Raw genomic sequence first — 15,760 nt, 5'->3', positions numbered from 1 at the left:
CGGCCTGATCCTTTCAATCAGGCCGAACCCAAACACCGTTTAAGCCACAGTCCCGCTCAGGCCGGCCATCGTGAGAGCGGCGTTTCGAGTACAGGAAACGCACCGCTTCGAAAGCCGTCCGATCGCGGCGACCTCAGGGGTGAGTCGCCGATCAAGTCGGCGTACGAGAGACGCCTAACACCTCCCGTTGGCGTACCCGAGACCTCTAATAGCTCCCGTTGGCGTACCCGAGACGGCTTGGGAGGGGAGTTGGCGTACCCGAAACGTCTGGAGGGGGATGCGGAACGGCGGGGCCCCCACCGTGAGTGGAGACCCCGCCGTCGTTGTTGATCAGCGCCTAGTTCCGTTGGCCAGCGCCTAGTTCCGTTGGCCAGCGCCGGAAGGCGTCAGGCGATCAGAAGCCGCCCATGCCGCCCATGTCGTCGCCGCCCGGCATGGCCGGGGCAGCCTTCTCGGGCTTGTCGGCGACCACAGCCTCCGTCGTGAGGAAGAGGCCGGCGATCGATGCAGCGTTCTGCAGAGCAGAGCGGGTCACCTTGACCGGGTCGTTGACACCGGCGGCGAGGAGGTCCTCGTACACGCCAGTGGCAGCGTTGAGGCCGTGGCCGGCGGGCAGGCCGCGGACCTTGTCGGCGACGACGCCCGGCTCAAGGCCGGCGTTGAAGGCGATCTGCTTGAGCGGAGCCTCGATCGCGATCTTCACGATGTTGGCACCAGTCGCCTCGTCGCCCTCGAGCGTGAGGTTGGCGAACGCCTTGGCGCCAGCCTGGATGAGGGCCACGCCACCGCCGGCGACGATGCCCTCCTCGACGGCAGCCTTCGCGTTGCGGACGGCGTCCTCGATGCGGTGCTTGCGCTCCTTGAGCTCGACCTCGGTGGCCGCGCCCGCCTTGATGACGGCCACGCCGCCGGCGAGCTTCGCGAGGCGCTCCTGAAGCTTCTCGCGGTCGTAGTCCGAGTCGGAGTTCTCGATCTCGGCGCGGATCTGGGAAACGCGGCCAGCAATCTGCTCGGCGTCGCCAGCACCCTCGACGATCGTGGTCTCGTCCTTGGTCACGACGACCTTGCGGGCCTTGCCGAGGAGCTCGAGCGTAGCGTTCTCGAGCTTGAGGCCGACCTCCTCGGCGATGACCTGGCCACCCGTGAGGATCGCGATGTCGGTCAGCATGGCCTTGCGGCGGTCGCCGAAGCCCGGGGCCTTGACGGCCACGGACTTGAACGTGCCCTTGAGCTTGTTGACGATGAGCGTGGCCAGAGCCTCGCCCTCGACGTCCTCAGCGATGATGAGGAGCGGCTTGTTGGCCTGCATGACGCGCTCGAGGACCGCGACGAGGTCCTTCACAGAGCTGATCTTGGAGTTGACGATGAGGATGTAAGGGTCCTCGAGGACCGTCTCCTGGCGCTCAGCGTCGGTAACGAAGTACGCCGAGAGGTAGCCCTTGTCGAAGCGCATGCCCTCGGTGAGCTCGAGCTCGAGGCCGAACGTGTTCGACTCCTCGACGGTGATGACACCCTCCTTGCCCACCTTGTCGAGGGCCTCGGAGATGAGCTCGCCGATCTGGGTGTCGCCGGCGGAGATGGACGCGGTCGCGGCGATCTCCTCCTTGGTCTCGATCTCCTTGGCGGACTCGAGGAGCTCGCGGGTCACGGCGTCGACAGCCTTCTCGATGCCACGCTTGAGCGAGAGCGGGTCGGCGCCTGCGGCGACGTTGCGGAGGCCTTCCTTGACGAGGGCCTGCGCGAGGACGGTAGCGGTGGTCGTACCATCGCCAGCGACGTCGTCGGTCTTCTTGGCGACCTCCTTGACGAGCTCCGCGCCGATCTTCTCGTACGGGTCGTCGAGCTCGATCTCCTTGGCGATGGAGACGCCGTCGTTGGTGATCGTGGGGGCGCCCCACTTCTTCTCGAGGACGACGTTGCGGCCACGCGGGCCGAGGGTGACCTTGACGGCGTCGGCCAGCTGGTTGAGACCGCGCTCGAGGCCGCGACGGGCCTCTTCGTCGAATGCAATGATCTTGGCCATGACGGCTTCTGTCCTTTCGGGACGATCGTGTGGTGAGCGCACCCGCTGCAGCGCCCGCGACGGCCGGCGCCAGCCTCCCGTTCCTTTCCCGGTCGGCGGACGCCTCACCCCAGCGAGGTGTTCCCTTCCCCCCATGGACGACGGCGGTCTGCCGGGCCTTGCGACCCCGCCGACTTAGCAGTCGACCCGTGGGAGTGCTAGGTCAATAATTAGCACTCTCCCCGGTCGAGTGCAAGCGGCAGCGGCGCGCCTGTCAGCGCGCCACGGTCTGGGTTCCGGCCTGGTGGGCACTGTTGTCGGCGCCATAGCCCATCACCGTGAAGTTCGCGGTGGTGATGTCCCCGTTCGCATCGAACGCGATCGGCCCCGACTGCCCGTCGTAGTCGACGGCCTTCCCCTTCGACTCGAGGGCGAGACAGTCGGCGAGGGCCGTGCATTTGGTGCGGGTTCCCGCACCCTGCGTTCCCCCCGCGCCCGAAGCCGTGCCACCCGACACGCCGATGAGGTGCGACGCAATGGAGGCCCCGGCGTCGTCCTGTGCCTCTGCCGCCGCAAGGATCGCGAGGGCAGCGGCATCGTAGGCTTCGGCAGCAAACGTCATGTCGCGGAGACCGGGAGACTGTTTGAGGATCTCGGTCTGGAACGCGGCGCTCGGGAAGAGTCCTGGAACCAGGCCGCTCGCGCCGTCGAGCGCACCGCCGGCGAGGCCGGTCCCATACTGGGCCACGGCGCCATCGGCGAGCAGGATCCTCGAGCCGGGGACTCCGGCGTCATGCACTTGGGCGAGCACGGCCTGCGCTTCGTCCCGTGCGACGATGACCACCGCGCCGGCGCCCGCGGCGTGGGCGGCGCCGGCTGCGGCCGCGGCGTCGTGCCCGGTGAACTCGCCGCTGCCCTTCTCGGCGAGCCCGGCGGCCTTGGCTGCAGCGACGACGGCGTCCCCAACGTCCTGCCCGTAGGTGCCCTTCTGGCGCAGGACGGCAACGCTCCCGGCATTCTCCCCCTTGGCGAGCGCGACCAGGGCGGCACCCTCCGCCGTCTCGGAGGGCGCGGTGCGGAAGTAGTAGCCGCCGCTCGCATAGCCCGAGAGTGCCGGATCGAGGTTCGCGGGCGAGATCAGGACCGTCTTGGCCTTGTCGAGGACGTCGATCGCCGCCGGGGCGCGGCTCGAGTCGGTGGGCCCAATGACGACGTCGGCCTTCGCGGCCACGAGCTGCCGCGCGGCTGCCGCCGTGTCCGCGGTGGCCGACGGCTGGACGAATTCAATGGGCCGTCCCTTGTGCCCGCCGGCAGCATTCGCCTGCTGGATGGCGAGTTCGACGGCAGCCTGCTGTGCATCGTTGAGGTAGGCCTGATCGCCCGTGTTGTCGAGCAGCATGCCGATGCGCAGCACACCGTCGCCCGAGGCCTCGGTCTGCGCGAGGCGGGCGTTCGTGGCGAAGACTGAACAGGCCGAAAGGCCGAGCACGGCGGCGAGCGCCGCACCCGCGAGCGACAACGCCGCCCTGGCTCGCGGACGGCCGAACACTAGCCCGTGTACCCGGGACCGATGACGGCGGTGAGCGGGTAGCCGAGCTGCTGGGCCTGGAGGACGGTGGCGATACCGAGGTCCGAGGCGAGAGCGTCCGCGGAGGCCTTCTGGCTGGGGTCACGGTAGAAGACGACCGACGTGTTGACCGGGGTTCCCGACCAGTTGCCGACTGCCGCAACAGTCCACCCCGCGGACCGCGCGGTCGTAGCGACCCGGGTGCCGAGCCCGGAGGTCGTCGTGGCGTTGAAGACGCCGACTGCCAGACTCCGGTCGGCGGCGGCTGGGGTCGAGGTCGTCGGGGACGCGGACGCTGTCGGCTCGGACGACGGCGCGGAGCTCGCGCTCGGAGTCGGCGTCGCCGAGGCCTTGGGCGTGCTGCTCGCCGTCGTCCGGGAGGTGCTGGCGGGCGCGGGGGCCGCGGTCGGGCGCAGGAGCTTGGGGACGACGAACAGGGCGGCGGCGACAAGGACGACGACGGCGGCCGCCGCCAGGAGGACCCATGCGAACGCACCGCGGCGACCGGTGGCCGCGGCGGTCCGAGTCCGGTGGACTCCTTGGCGCCGCGGAGTCTCCGGGATGTCGTCGAACTCGTCACGGGGGTAGGTGCTCATGGCGTCAGGTCCTCGTCCGATGCTCCGCTGGGGGGACCGCGGCAGGCTCACGCGCTGCCGCTCAGGCGACGAGCCGTGCGCGCGCGCTGCCGCGACGTCCTTAGTCTACGCAACCTCTTCACGAGCATTGGGTCGTGGGCCAGCGCGGCCTCGGTGTCGATGAGCGCGTTGAGAAGCTGGTAATAATGCGTCGCGGAGAGGTCGAAGAGTTCGCGGATGGCCTGTTCCTTGGCCCCCGCATACTTCCACCAGTTGCGTTCGAGGGCGAGCATCTGGACCTCGCGCTCGGTGAGCCCCGCTGGATCCTTGAGCTCGGTGGCCACGCGGTGCTCGCCGTCGTGCTCACATGCCTGGCCCGACTCCGCTGCCCCCACGTCCACTCCCTTCGGCCGACACTCCGTGCTCCGCACCAGTCTAGGTGGGAACTACATGCGTGTCATTCGCCCCCGGCGCGCGGCCGGGCAAGGAGGAATGGAGCGGGCGGCGGGTGCGAGACTGGGGACTGTGATCGAGACCGAGCCGCTCTTCGACCTCCCGAGCGAGGAGCCTTCCCGGGCAGCCGCTGACCCGCTCCCTCGCGAGGCCGCAGCGGCAGCCCTGCCGACACCGGCCGAGGAGGCTGAGCTGCTCGCCGGCATGGCCAACGCCCCCCTCGATGCGCTCGTGCACCCCGAATGGGCGGCGGCGCTCGCCCCAGCCGAGGCGGCGCTCCGCCGCGCGCTGCGCGCAGCTGCGATGGACGCCGCGGCCGGCGCCGTCATCCTTCCGCCGCCCGACGCCGTGCTCCGCGCGTTCCGCGACCCCCTCTCGGCGGTCCGCGTGCTCGTCATCGGCCAGGACCCGTACCCCACCCCCGGGCATTCGATGGGGCTGTGCTTTTCTGTGCGGGCGGACGTCGCGCCGCTCCCGCGGAGCCTCGCCAACCTGTTCCGAGAGCTGGCGGACGACGTCGGGGCGTCGCCGTCGTGCGGCGACCTCACCGCATGGGCGGGGCAGGGCGTCCTCCTGCTCAACCGAGTGCTCACGGTGCGAGCCGGAGAGTCCGGCTCGCACCGCCGCGTCGGCTGGGAAGAAGTGACAGACGCCGCGGTGCGCGCCGTCGTCGACCGCTGCCTCCCGCTCGTTGCCATCCTGTGGGGCAAGGACGCCCAATCGGTCCGGCCGCTCCTGGGCGCGACCCCGGTCATCGCCTCCGCGCACCCGTCGCCCTTGAGCGCGTCCCGCGGGTTCTTCGGCTCGCGCCCGTTCAGCCGGGCCAATTCATTACTTGTCGAACAGGGGGCGGAACCGGTCGTGTGGGGCTGAACGGCTATTCTGGGCCGCATGACATCAGCCTCCACCACCACGGCTCCCGCCAAGAAGCCCCGCCCCACGCTGGATCTGGTGGTGGCGCGGACGGAGTGGCTCACGCCGCACCTGGTGCGCGTCGTCGCGGGGGGCCCGGGCTTCGACGCCTTCGCCGACAACGGGTTCACCGACAAGTACGTCAAGATCGCGTTCCCCACCGAACTGCCCGACGGGGGGTGGCCGGAGGGTCCCGTGGACCTCGCGGCGCTGCGCGAATCGCTTCCTGCCGCGCAGTGGCCGGTGAGCCGCACGTACACGGTGCGGTCCTTCGACGCCCAGGCCCGAGAGCTCGCGATCGACTTCGTGGTGCACGGCGACGAGGGCATCGCCGGGCCGTGGGCCGCCGCCGCCAAGCCCGGGGATCGGCTCATCTGCACCGGTCCGGGCGGCGCCTACTCCCCCGACCCCGACGCCGAATGGCACCTGTTCGCCGCTGACGAATCGGCGCTGCCCGCCGTCGCCGCCGCCCTCGAGGCCCTGCCGGCCGAGTCCCGCGGGATCGCCTTCCTGGAAATCGGCTCCGGGGCCGACGTGATGGAGCTCGAATCACCCGCCGGGATCGACATCCGATGGATCTCGCGCGACGGCGAGCCAGCCGGAGAGACGGTCGTCCTCGCGGAGGCGATCGCCGAGGCCGAATGGCTTCCGGGCACGCCGAGCGTCTTCGCGCACGGCGAGCGCGGGGCCATGAAGGAGCTGCGGGCGATCTTCAAGCAGCGCGAGCTGCCCCGCGAGAAGCTCTCGCTCTCGGGCTACTGGGCGCACGGCCGGGTTGAGGACCAGTTCCAGGCCGAGAAGAAGATGCCGGTCGGCCAGGTCTGACCGGTCTCAGCGGCGCATCCACCGGCGGCGGCGCTCGACCGACCCCGCCTTCTGCGTGAACGGGCGGGCGAGGTGGTCGCCGAGCACGATCCCAGCCGCGGCGCCGAGGATGATCGCCATGGCGGTGAGCATGCCCCCGGCACCGGCGTCGGTCTGGTTGACGTCGAGCGTGGCCACGTACATCGAGCGGAAGATCGTGAGGCCGGGCAGCAGGATGAGCGCGGCCGGCACGGCCACGACGAGCTGCGGCGCGCCCATCCTGAGCGCCACGATCCGGGCGAGGAAGCCGATGACGACGGCGCTCGCCGCCGGAGCGACCCGATCGCCGACGCCGATGAGCTGCACGCCCGTGAGGACGAGATAGCCGACAACCCCCACTAGCGCCGTCGGGATCACGAGCCGCCGTGAGGTCTGCTCCGTGACGGCGATGGCGGCGACGGCCGCACCGATGAGGACGACCTGGACCCAGTACGGGTACGCGGGCGGAAACGTCTGGGTGACGTCGATCCGCGACACGCCCAGGAGCTCGCCGGCGAGGAACGCGACGGCGATCCCTGCGACCAGCGCGGCGAACGTGAGGAACGCCGAGAGGAAGCGCCCGGCGGCGGTGACCGGGAAGCCGTTGATGGCGTCCTGGGTGGCGGAGACGAGTCGCGACGTCGGCAGCAGCAGGAGGATCCCGCCCACGACGACGATGGCGGGCGCGATCGTCATGTTGGCCCAGAACATCAGAAGCGCGATGAGCGTCACGAGGAACGCGCTGGCGAGGGTCGTGAAGAAGTCGGGCACACGCCACCGGCCCATGACGCGGCTCACGAGCGAGACCCCGAGATTGCTGAGGAAGGCGATGAGCGAGGCCATCAGGCCGCCTCCCAGCACCCCTACGAACAGCGCCGCGAAGAGCGAGTAGGCGGCGGTGACCGCCCACCGAGGAAACGGCTTTGCGCGCTTCGTGATGCCCTGGAGACGCCGCATCGCCTCGTCCCGGCCGACCCCGCCCGCCGCGATCTCGCTCACGAGCTGGTGCACGAGCGCGAGGCCCGCGTAGTTGCTCGTCCAGGAGCGGACCACGCGCAGGAGCTGGATGGGGGTCTGGTCGCGGGGCGAGTAATTGATCGCGACCGACTGGTTCGTGATGTCGACCTCGATGTGCTGGAGCCCGAGCGCGGCGGTCGCCGCGATCATCGAGGACTCGACCTCGAGGGCTCCCGCGCCGTAGCGGAACATCGTCTCGGCGAGGAGCAGTGTGAAGTCCAGGGTCCGCCGGGCCGACTCGTCAACGCCGCCGACTTGGATGGTCGGGTTCGCGTAGGGACTGCCCGCAAGCCGGTCGACGATCGACAACGGCGCCGTCGGCGGGCTGTCGCCCGCCATGAGCCGCCGCAGCATGCGGACGGCGGCGGCGTTGTTCGCTCGCGCTTGGGCAGGCGAAATGGGAGGCATCGGCTGGGTGCGTGGATCTTCTTCTCCCATGATGCCGTCCCTCAGTAGAACTGCTGACCTGTGCGCCGGGTGTAGAGCTGGCGCGCGACCCGCTCACCCGCCGTCGTCCATGCCGTGTACCGCGGGACGTCGATCACGTAGTCCCACACGCCGACGAAGTCCGTGACCGACTTCGTGAAGGAGGTCTTGAAGAGGCCGAGGCCATGGAAAGGATGCGAGGTGTCCTTGAGCTTGTCGGCGGGCGGCGTGCCGCAGAAGTCGTATTCGGTGCAGCCGAGCGTCTTCATGTCGAGGATCGCCGTCCACTGGACAAGGTGCGAGTCGCCGTACTGGGTGCGGTGCTGGAGCGAGCCGCCGTCCTTGTAGGTCGCCTTGCGTCCGTAGTTGATGACGAACGCGCCGACGGAGGGGCGCCCGTTCTCGTACACGAAGTAGAGCCGGCCCTGCCCGCGCGAGGTGAACTCGGTCCAGAACTGGCGATAGTACTCGAAGCTTCGCACCTGGGCGCCGTGGCGGGACTTGGTGTTGAGCGTGCCGGTCATGAGCGAGTGCATCGTCCGGTAGTTCGCGAGGGTCGGCTCAGCCACCTCGACCTCGACTCCCTCGCGCTCGGCGCGGCGCACCGCGTTGCGCCCCCGGGAGTGGAGGCTGCGCAGGAGCGGACCCGGTTCCGGCGTGATGTCCAGGATCGCGGTCGAGTCATTGGGCTGGAGGTTGAACGACTTCGCCAGGCCGGCCTTCGCGAGCACGTCCCGGGCGTGGTCCGAGTCGACGATGTCCGGTTCGATCTTGACCGCGAAGACCCGGAGCTTCTCCCGCTCCACGAACTCCTTGATCGCCTCAAGGGCTGCCGGTACGTCGTCCACGGACGCGACGTCCGGGCCCTTGATGAGGTACCAGAGGCGCCCCATCACGGGGAACGACTTCTCGAGGACGAGGTTGTAGCTGCTCGCTTCCGGGCCGTCGAGGACGAGGTAGCGGACGTCCCAGCCGAAGTTCCTCTTGACGGCGGCGAACGCGGCGGACTGCAGCAGGTTCCCGCCGTTCGGATTCGCGGTGACGTGCTTGTCCCAGTGCTCGATCTCGTCCTGGCTCGCGAAGCGCGCGGTGAAGCTGCTCAAGGTAGGGTGCGTCCCTTCGGTAGGGTCTCGGGGCCTAGCCCAGTCTAGTCGCCGGCACGTGGGCGGTTTACGTTCGCGTCAGTGGGTAGGAACGGATCATGGCAAACAACATCAGCGGTAAGAAGGTTGCGTTCCTCCTGACGAACGGCGTCGAGCAGGCTGAGCTCACGGAGCCGTGGAAGGCCGTCCAGGAGGCTGGCGGACAGCCAGTCCTCGTCTCGCCCGAGGAGGGCCAGATCACGGCCATGAAGGGCGACTGGGAGTACGGCGACACGTTCACCGTCGATCAGCAGCTCTCCCAGGCGAAGGCTGACGACTTCGACGCGATCGTGCTCCCCGGCGGCACCCTCAACGCCGACAAGATGCGCCTCGAATCCGAGGCCGTAGCGCTCGTGCGGGCGTTCGCCGAGGCGGGGAAGCCGATCTCGGCGATCTGCCACGCGCCGTGGCTCCTCATCGAGGCGGACCTCGTGAAGGGCCGGCACATGACGTCCTATGCGTCGCTCGAAAGCGACCTCAAGAACGCGGGGGCGAACTGGGTGGACGAGGAGGTCGTGACCGACCGCGGTCTCACGACGTCGCGCAACCCCGGCGACCTCAAGGCCTTCTGCAGCAAGATGCTCGAGGAGATCTCAGAAGGGCAGCACTCGGAGGTCTAGCTCCGCGCCGAACGTCAGCACTCCACGACGTTGACGGCGAGGCCGCCCATCGCGGTCTCCTTGTACTTGCTGCTCATGTCGCGCCCCGTCTCGCGCATCGTCACGATGACCTCGTCGAGCGAGACGCGGTGCGAGCCGTCGCCCCACAGCGCCATCTTCGCGGCATTGATCGCCTTGGCCGCGGCGATGGCGTTGCGCTCGATGCACGGCACCTGCACGAGGCCCCCGATCGGGTCGCACGTGAGGCCTAGGTTGTGCTCCATCGCGATCTCGGCGGCGTTCTCGACCTGCCCGGGGGTCCCGCCCATGACCTCGGCGAGTCCCGCGGCGGCCATGGACGACGCCGAACCGACCTCCCCCTGGCAGCCCACCTCGGCCCCCGAGATCGAGGCCTGCTCCTTGTAGAGCACCCCGACGGCGCCTGCGGCGAGCAGGAAGCGGACGACGACGTCGTCCTTGTCCCGCTGGGTCGCAGCGTCCATTCCGGGAGCGTAGTTGAGCGCGTAGTACAGGACCGCGGGGATGATCCCGGCCGCCCCGTTCGTGGGTGCCGTGACGACCCGGCCTCCCGATGCGTTCTCCTCGTTGACGGCGAGCGCGATGAGGTTGACCCATTCCTGCCAGTACTTCGGGTCCCGGTCCTTGTCCTCCTTGAGGAGGCGCTCATGCCAATCGGGAGCACGACGGCGGACCTTGAGTCCGCCCGGCAGCAGTCCCTCGCGCTTGAGGCTCGACTCGACGCAGGCCTCCATGACCCGCCAGATGTGCAGGAGGCCCGCGCGGATCTCCTCCTCGGTGCGGGACGCCTTCTCGTTGACGAGCATGATGTCGCTGATCGCCAAGCCCTTCGACGCGCAGCGCCCCAGGAGTTCGGCAGCCGTGCGGAACGGCAGCGGGAGCTCCTTCTTGGACTCCTCGAGCTCCTTCTGCGCGGCCTCCTCCTCGCCCTCGCGGACGATGAAGCCACCGCCCACCGAGAAGAACGTCGCCTCGTGGAGGACGCTGCCGGCGTCGTCCTCCACGCGGAAGCGCAGGCCGTTCGTATGGCGCGGCAGGACGGTGAGCGGGTGGAGGACCATGTCGTCCACGCCGTAGTCCAGCTCGCGGCCGCCCCCCAGATTCAGCCGACCGGTGGCCTGGATCGCGGCGAGACGCTCTTCGACCTGCGCCGGCAGGATCTCCTCGGGCTCGAAGCCCTCGAGCCCCAGGAGCACCGCCGTGAAGGTCCCGTGACCGCGGCCTGTCGCGGCGAGGGAGCCGTAGACATCGACGCGGAGGGATGCGACGTCGCCGAGCAGCCCTCGCTCCCCGAGCTCGCGGGCGAAGACCGCACCTGCCCGCATCGGGCCCACGGTGTGGGAACTCGAGGGGCCGATGCCCACCGAGAACAGTTCGAAGACGCCGACGGCCATGTCGGATTCCTTCCTCAGATCGGGTGCCGAACGCGAACCGCGATCGGGTTAGAGCTCGCCGCCGTTCTTGGACGCGTACTCCTCAGGGGAGAGCAGCGGGCCCTCGGACGTGACCTCGACCGTGAAGAGCCAGCCCGCGCCGTAGGGGTCCTCGTTGACCAGTGCGGGGTTGTCGACGGCCTCCTGATTGACCTCGACCACGGTCCCCGTCACCGGGGAGTACAGGTCGGAGACGCTCTTCGTGGACTCGATCTCCCCGCACGTCGTCCCGGCGGTCAGCTCGCTGCCGACCTCCGGGAGGTCGAGGTAGACGACGTCCCCGAGCGCGTCCGCGGCGACGGCGGAGACGCCCACCTTCGCAGGCGCGGCCCCGGTGTCGAGCCACTCGTGCTCTTCGGAGTAGCGGAGGCCGGTCTGGACTTTGCTCATACGGATGCTCCTGCAGTCATGGGTTCCTCTATTACTTCTGGCGCTTGTAGAACGGCAGTGCTACAACCTCGAACGGCTCGGCCTTTCCGCGCAGGTCGACGTCCAGCTTCGTGCCGGGTTCGGCGAGGTCGACGTCGACGTACGCGAGCGCGACCGGGTAGCCGAGCGTGGGGCTCGGCTGGCCCGAGGTGACCTCTCCCACATCCCGGCCGTCCTTGAGGACCGGGTAGTGCGCTCGCGCGGCACGGCGCCCGAGCCCGCGGAGGCCAACGAGGCGTCTGCCGCTCGGGGTGCCCGCGGCGTCGTCGGACTCACCCGCCCTCGCCGCCCGTTGCAGAGCGGAGCGGCCCACGAAGTCGCCTTCCTTGGACTTGAGGGCCACGACGCCGCCGAGGCCCGCGTCGAACGGGGTGACGTCACGGGAGAGCTCGTTGCCGTAGAGCGGCATGCCTGCCTCGAGTCGGAGGGAGTCTCGGGCAGCGAGGCCGCACGGGACGAGATCCCGGCCCTCGCCAGCGGCGCGGACCGCGTCCCACAGCTCGACGGCGCGGTCGTTGGCGACGAAGAGCTCGAAGCCGTCCTCGCCCGTGTAGCCCGTGCGTGCCACAAGCACCGGGACGCCGGCGGCCTCGAGTTCGAGCGCCGCGTAGTACTTGAGGCCCCTGACGGCCTCGGCCTTCTCGCCGGGGACGAGTGCGAGGACGATCTCCTGCGCGTTCGGGCCCTGGACGGCGATGAGGGAGGTCTCCGCGGAGGCGTCGCGAAGGCCCACGCCCTCGTGGCCGAACGCGGCCCGGCGTGCCTCGACCTCGCCCGCCACCGTGGGGGCATTGCCGGCGTTGGGGACCACAAGATAGTCCTCCTCGGCCACCCGGTACACGATGAGGTCGTCGATGATCCCGCCGTCCTCGGCGCAGATGAGCGAATACTTGGCCTTGCCGACCGCGATCGCGGAGAGCTTTCCGACGAGCGCGTAGTCCAGGAAGGCGCCCGCCTCGGGGCCGGAGACCCAGACTTCGCCCATGTGGGAGAGGTCGAAGAGTCCCGCCGCCTCGCGGACCGCGCGGTGCTCGGCGAGCTCCGAGCCGTACTTGAGCGGCATCTGCCAGCCGCCGAAGTCGGTGAAGCTCGCCCCGAGCGCGGCGTGCCGGTCGTAGAGCGCCGTGCGCTTCTCCGTGCTGGTGGGCATCGGGGTTTCAGTGCTCACAGAATTTCCTCAGCTTTCGAACGGCGCGGTGGTGTCCTCGAAGGCTTCGAGGGGAGGGCACGCGCACACGAGGTTGCGGTCGCCGGCGGCGCCGTCGATGCGGCCCACGGGGGCGAAGTACTTGTCCTGGCTGGGCGTGCGGCCGGGGAACGCGGCCTGCTCCCGGGTGTAGGGGCGGTCCCAAGCGGTGCTGACGACGGCAGCCGCGGTGTGCGGGGCACGGCGCAGCGGGGAGTCGGCGAGGCCGAAGTCGCCATGGGCGACCTGGTCGATCTCGGCCCGGATGGCGATCATGGCCTCGATGAAGCGCTCGATCTCCCCGAGGTCCTCGGACTCCGTGGGCTCGACCATGAGCGTGCCCGCGACCGGGAACGCCAAGGTCGGGGCGTGGAAGCCGAAGTCGATCAGCCGCTTGGCGACGTCTTCGGCGGTGACCCCCGTCTTGGCGGTGAGCTCGCGCAGGTCAAGGATGCACTCGTGCGCGACGAGGCCGCCCTCGCCCGTGTAGAGGACGGGGAAGTAGGGGTCGAGGCGCTTGGCCACGTAGTTCGCCGCGAGGAGTGCCGACTTCGTGGCCTCGGTCAGTCCGTCAGCGCCCATGAGCTTCACGTACGCCCACGAGATCGGCAGGACCCCGGCCGAGCCGAAACGGGACGCGGAGACGGGAAGGTCGTGCTCGTCTTCCCCCTCGGCGGTGCGGCCGGTCCACGTCGCCGCGTCGCCGGGCATGAACGGGGCCAGGTGCGCCCTCGCCGCGACGGGCCCGACGCCGGGCCCGCCACCGCCGTGCGGGATGCAGAACGTCTTGTGCAGGTTCAGGTGCGAGACGTCCCCGCCGAACTTGCCCGGCTGGGCCAGGCCCACCAGGGCGTTCATGTTCGCCCCGTCGATGTAGACCTGCCCGCCCGCTGCGTGCACCGCGTCGCAGACCTCGCGGACGTCTGCGTCATAGACACCGTGCGTCGAGGGGTAGGTGATCATGATCGCCGCGACGCGGCCCGCGTTCGCGTCGATCTTGGCGGCGAGGTCGGCGTGGTCGATCGTGCCGTCGGAGGCTGTCGCGACGACCACGACCTTCATGCCGGCCAGGACCGCGGACGCCGCGTTCGTCCCGTGCGCGGAGGCCGGGATCAGGCATACGTCGCGCTGGGCTTCGCCGCGCGAGTGGTGATAGCCGCGGATCGCGAGCAGGCCGGCGAGCTCGCCCTGCGAGCCGGCGTTGGGCTGGATCGAGACCTGGTCGTAGCCGGTGATGGCCGCGAGGTCCTGCTCGAGGTCGGCGATGAGCTCGCGCCAGCCCTCGGTCTGGTCGTCGGGGGCGAAGGGGTGGATGCCGGCGAACTCGGGCCACGTGATGGCCTCCATCTCGACCGCGGCGTTGAGCTTCATCGTGCACGAGCCCAACGGGATCATCGTCCGGTCCAGTGCCAGGTCGCGGTCCGAGAGGCGGCGCAGGTAGCGCATCATCTGCGTCTCGGACCGGTACGCGTGGAACACCGGGTGCTGGAGGTACAGGCTGCTCCGGTGCACGGCGGGCTCGAGACCGAAGCCTGCGGCCGCTGCCTCGCCCGTGGCCGCGTCCTGGCCGTCACCCGCGGGGGCGGCCCCGAAGACGCCGGCGACGGTGGCGACGACGTCCGCCGTCGTCGTCTCATCGCACGAGATCCCGATCGTGTCCGCATCCACGAGGCGCAGGTTGATCCCCTTGGCCTCGGCCGCTGACACGAGTGCCGCGGCGCGGCCCGGGACCCGGGCGGTCACGGTGTCGAAGAAGCTCCGGTGGGCGAGCTCGACTCCGGCGGATTCGAGCGCCGCCGCGAGGGTCCGGGCGTGGCCGTGCACCCGCTCGGCGATGGCCTTGAGGCCCTCGGGGCCGTGGTAGACCGCGTACATCGAGGCCACGATCGCCAGCAGCGCCTGCGCGGTGCAGATGTTCGAGGTGGCCTTCTCCCGGCGGACGTGCTGCTCGCGGGTCTGGAGGGCCAGGCGGTAGGCGGGTCGGCCGACGTCGTCCTTCGACACCCCGACCAGGCGACCCGGGAGCTGGCGCTCGAGGCCCTGGTGGACCGCCATGAACGCCGCGTGCGGGCCCCCGTAGAACAGCGGGACGCCGAAGCGCTGGGCCGAGCCGACCGCGATGTCCGCGCCCTGCTCGCCCGGGGACTTGATGAGCGTCAGCGCGAGGAGGTCCGCAGCGACCGTGACCATCGCGCCGCGCTCCTTGGCCTCCTTGATGAGCTCCGTCGCGTCCGCGACCACGCCCGAAGCGCCGGGCTGCTGGATCACGACTCCGTTGATCGGCCCCTCGGGCAGGCCCTTCGAGAGGTCTGCGACCTCGACCTCGAAGCCCAGAGCGCGGGCGCGGCCGGTGACGATCGCGATGGACTGCGGGAACAGGTCGCAGTCGAGGACGGTCTTGCCGCCGCCCTGCGCCCCAGCCAAGGCCTTGTTCTTGTTCGCGCGCCGCATCAGCAGGACGGCCTCCATCACGGCCGTGGCCTCGTCGAGGAGGGACGCGTTGGCGATCGCAAGGCCCGTGAGATCCTCGACCGCAGTCTGGAAGTTCAGCAGCGCCTCGAGCCGGCCCTGCGAGATCTCCGGCTGGTACGGGGTGTAGGCCGTGTACCAGGCCGGATTCTCCACGATGTTCCGCCGGATCACAGCCGGGGTGGCGGTGTCGTAGTAGCCCTGCCCGATCATCTGGACATGCGGCCTGTTCTTGGCCGCGAGCGCACGCAGCGCCGTCAGGACGTCAGCTTCGCTCAGCGCCGGGGCCAAGGCGAGCGGGGAAGCCTGCTTGATGCTGTCCGGGACGGCGGTCGAGGCCAGCGCCTCGGCGCTGTCATAGCCGACCGCGTTCAGCATGTGCTTGATGTCCTCGTCGCGCCGCACACCGATATGCCGGTCGACGAAGGCTGCGGGAACTGCGTGGTCCGTCACGGGGGAACTCCAATACTCTGGCCGTGCGTGCACGGCATCGATCGCGTTCCTCCCCGCTCTGTATCGGACCTGAGAGATTCCGCCGGCCTTGTGGGCCGGCTTGCACCGTCGGTGAGCCCCGGCCGAAGCCGGGACTGCTTTCCAGAGGCGCCTTGCCGCGGCGGTACAGGTGCCTGAGAGATTCCTGGGGAGGTGTTGCTCCTACGGCGCCTGCT

13 protein-coding genes and 1 riboswitch are annotated in these 15,760 nt (G+C 69.9%); of the genes, 3 read left to right on the top strand and 10 right to left on the bottom strand.

The annotated features are described in order from the left end of the window. Window positions 1-394 precede the first annotated feature (394 nt). The 4 genes from groL to V7053_RS13525 all read right to left on the bottom strand — a co-directional run bounded on the left by groL (window position 395) and on the right by V7053_RS13525 (window position 4,488). Window positions 395-2,023 carry a chaperonin GroEL gene (gene groL / locus V7053_RS13540; protein WP_334172796.1) on the bottom strand — a complete coding sequence of 543 codons (1,629 nt, stop codon included), beginning with the start codon at window positions 2,021-2,023 and terminating at the stop codon, window positions 395-397. Window positions 2,024-2,276: 253 nt separating this feature from the next. After that, the gene (locus V7053_RS13535) at window positions 2,277-3,551 is read right to left on the bottom strand and encodes an ABC transporter substrate-binding protein (RefSeq protein ID WP_334172795.1); all 1,275 of its coding nucleotides are present in this window, start codon (window positions 3,549-3,551) and stop codon (window positions 2,277-2,279) included. Continuing rightward, window positions 3,551-4,165, bottom strand: a complete 615-nt coding sequence (locus V7053_RS13530) for a LytR C-terminal domain-containing protein (protein WP_334172794.1) — start codon at window positions 4,163-4,165, stop codon at window positions 3,551-3,553. Before V7053_RS13530 ends, V7053_RS13535 begins: the two co-directional genes overlap by 1 nt. Before the next feature lie 47 nt (window positions 4,166-4,212). Further along, window positions 4,213-4,488, bottom strand: coding sequence for a DUF3263 domain-containing protein (locus V7053_RS13525; protein WP_334172800.1), 276 nt, complete (start codon window positions 4,486-4,488; stop codon window positions 4,213-4,215). A gap of 313 nt (window positions 4,489-4,801) precedes the next feature. On the opposite strand from V7053_RS13525, the gene V7053_RS13520 reads away from it, so the two are divergent. Both V7053_RS13520 and V7053_RS13515 read left to right on the top strand, forming a co-directional pair. Beyond that, window positions 4,802-5,470 (top strand): uracil-DNA glycosylase, encoded by a 669-nt coding sequence (locus V7053_RS13520; protein ID WP_334172799.1) that lies wholly within the window; start codon window positions 4,802-4,804, stop codon window positions 5,468-5,470. 18 nt (window positions 5,471-5,488) lie between these two features. Further along, on the top strand, window positions 5,489-6,334 hold the full coding sequence (locus tag V7053_RS13515; RefSeq protein ID WP_334172793.1) for a siderophore-interacting protein: 846 nt from the start codon (window positions 5,489-5,491) through the stop codon (window positions 6,332-6,334). A 6-nt stretch (window positions 6,335-6,340) separates the two neighbouring features. Here V7053_RS13515 and V7053_RS13510 read toward each other — a convergent pair whose 3' ends face one another. Together V7053_RS13510 and V7053_RS13505 are read right to left on the bottom strand one after the other, a co-directional pair. Then, window positions 6,341-7,807, bottom strand: a complete 1,467-nt coding sequence (locus V7053_RS13510) for a threonine/serine ThrE exporter family protein (protein ID WP_334172792.1) — start codon at window positions 7,805-7,807, stop codon at window positions 6,341-6,343. A gap of 11 nt (window positions 7,808-7,818) precedes the next feature. After that, the gene (locus V7053_RS13505) at window positions 7,819-8,898 is read right to left on the bottom strand and encodes a lipid II:glycine glycyltransferase FemX (protein WP_334172791.1); all 1,080 of its coding nucleotides are present in this window, start codon (window positions 8,896-8,898) and stop codon (window positions 7,819-7,821) included. Window positions 8,899-8,993: 95 nt separating this feature from the next. On the opposite strand from V7053_RS13505, the gene V7053_RS13500 reads away from it, so the two are divergent. After that, window positions 8,994-9,557, top strand: coding sequence for a type 1 glutamine amidotransferase domain-containing protein (locus V7053_RS13500; RefSeq protein WP_334172798.1), 564 nt, complete (start codon window positions 8,994-8,996; stop codon window positions 9,555-9,557). A 14-nt stretch (window positions 9,558-9,571) separates the two neighbouring features. Here the strand turns inward: V7053_RS13500 and V7053_RS13495 are convergent, their stop codons facing one another. From V7053_RS13495 to gcvP, 4 genes are read right to left on the bottom strand one after another with little or no spacing between them, the layout of a single operon-like run. Next, complete coding sequence (locus V7053_RS13495) at window positions 9,572-10,969, bottom strand: L-serine ammonia-lyase (RefSeq protein ID WP_334172790.1); 1,398 nt, start codon at window positions 10,967-10,969, stop codon at window positions 9,572-9,574. A 48-nt stretch (window positions 10,970-11,017) separates the two neighbouring features. Then, window positions 11,018-11,398, bottom strand: coding sequence for a glycine cleavage system protein GcvH (gene gcvH / locus V7053_RS13490; RefSeq protein WP_334172789.1), 381 nt, complete (start codon window positions 11,396-11,398; stop codon window positions 11,018-11,020). Between the two features lie 31 nt (window positions 11,399-11,429). After that, entirely contained in the window at window positions 11,430-12,587 is a 1,158-nt protein-coding gene (gene gcvT / locus V7053_RS13485) for a glycine cleavage system aminomethyltransferase GcvT (protein WP_334172797.1), read from the bottom strand. Between the two features lie 27 nt (window positions 12,588-12,614). Beyond that, window positions 12,615-15,545 carry an aminomethyl-transferring glycine dehydrogenase gene (gcvP, locus tag V7053_RS13480; protein ID WP_334172788.1) on the bottom strand — a complete coding sequence of 977 codons (2,931 nt, stop codon included), beginning with the start codon at window positions 15,543-15,545 and terminating at the stop codon, window positions 12,615-12,617. 151 nt (window positions 15,546-15,696) lie between these two features. After that, a riboswitch (glycine riboswitch) is annotated at window positions 15,697-15,760 on the bottom strand. This riboswitch is flagged as partial in the annotation.

It is taken from the genome of Sinomonas sp. (assembly GCF_036848755.1).
Classification (GTDB): domain Bacteria; phylum Actinomycetota; class Actinomycetes; order Actinomycetales; family Micrococcaceae; genus Sinomonas.
The sequence above is the reverse complement of the archived record's forward strand: the minus strand, read 5'-3'. Positions and strand labels throughout refer to the sequence as shown.

What these genes read in the sequence shown, in the direction of transcription:
- gcvH (WP_334172789.1), bottom strand. Translation starts at nt 11,398, where the DNA reads ATGAGCAAAGTCCAGACCGGCCTCCGCTACTCCGAAGAGCACGAGTGG.
- V7053_RS13495 (WP_334172790.1), bottom strand. Translation starts at nt 10,969, where the DNA reads ATGGCCGTCGGCGTCTTCGAACTGTTCTCGGTGGGCATCGGCCCCTCG.
- V7053_RS13520 (WP_334172799.1), top strand. Translation starts at nt 4,802, where the DNA reads ATGGCCAACGCCCCCCTCGATGCGCTCGTGCACCCCGAATGGGCGGCG.
- V7053_RS13510 (WP_334172792.1), bottom strand. Translation starts at nt 7,807, where the DNA reads ATGGGAGAAGAAGATCCACGCACCCAGCCGATGCCTCCCATTTCGCCT.
- V7053_RS13515 (WP_334172793.1), top strand. Translation starts at nt 5,489, where the DNA reads ATGACATCAGCCTCCACCACCACGGCTCCCGCCAAGAAGCCCCGCCCC.
- V7053_RS13530 (WP_334172794.1), bottom strand. Translation starts at nt 4,165, where the DNA reads ATGAGCACCTACCCCCGTGACGAGTTCGACGACATCCCGGAGACTCCG.
- groL (WP_334172796.1), bottom strand. Translation starts at nt 2,023, where the DNA reads ATGGCCAAGATCATTGCATTCGACGAAGAGGCCCGTCGCGGCCTCGAG.
- gcvT (WP_334172797.1), bottom strand. Translation starts at nt 12,587, where the DNA reads ATGCCCACCAGCACGGAGAAGCGCACGGCGCTCTACGACCGGCACGCC.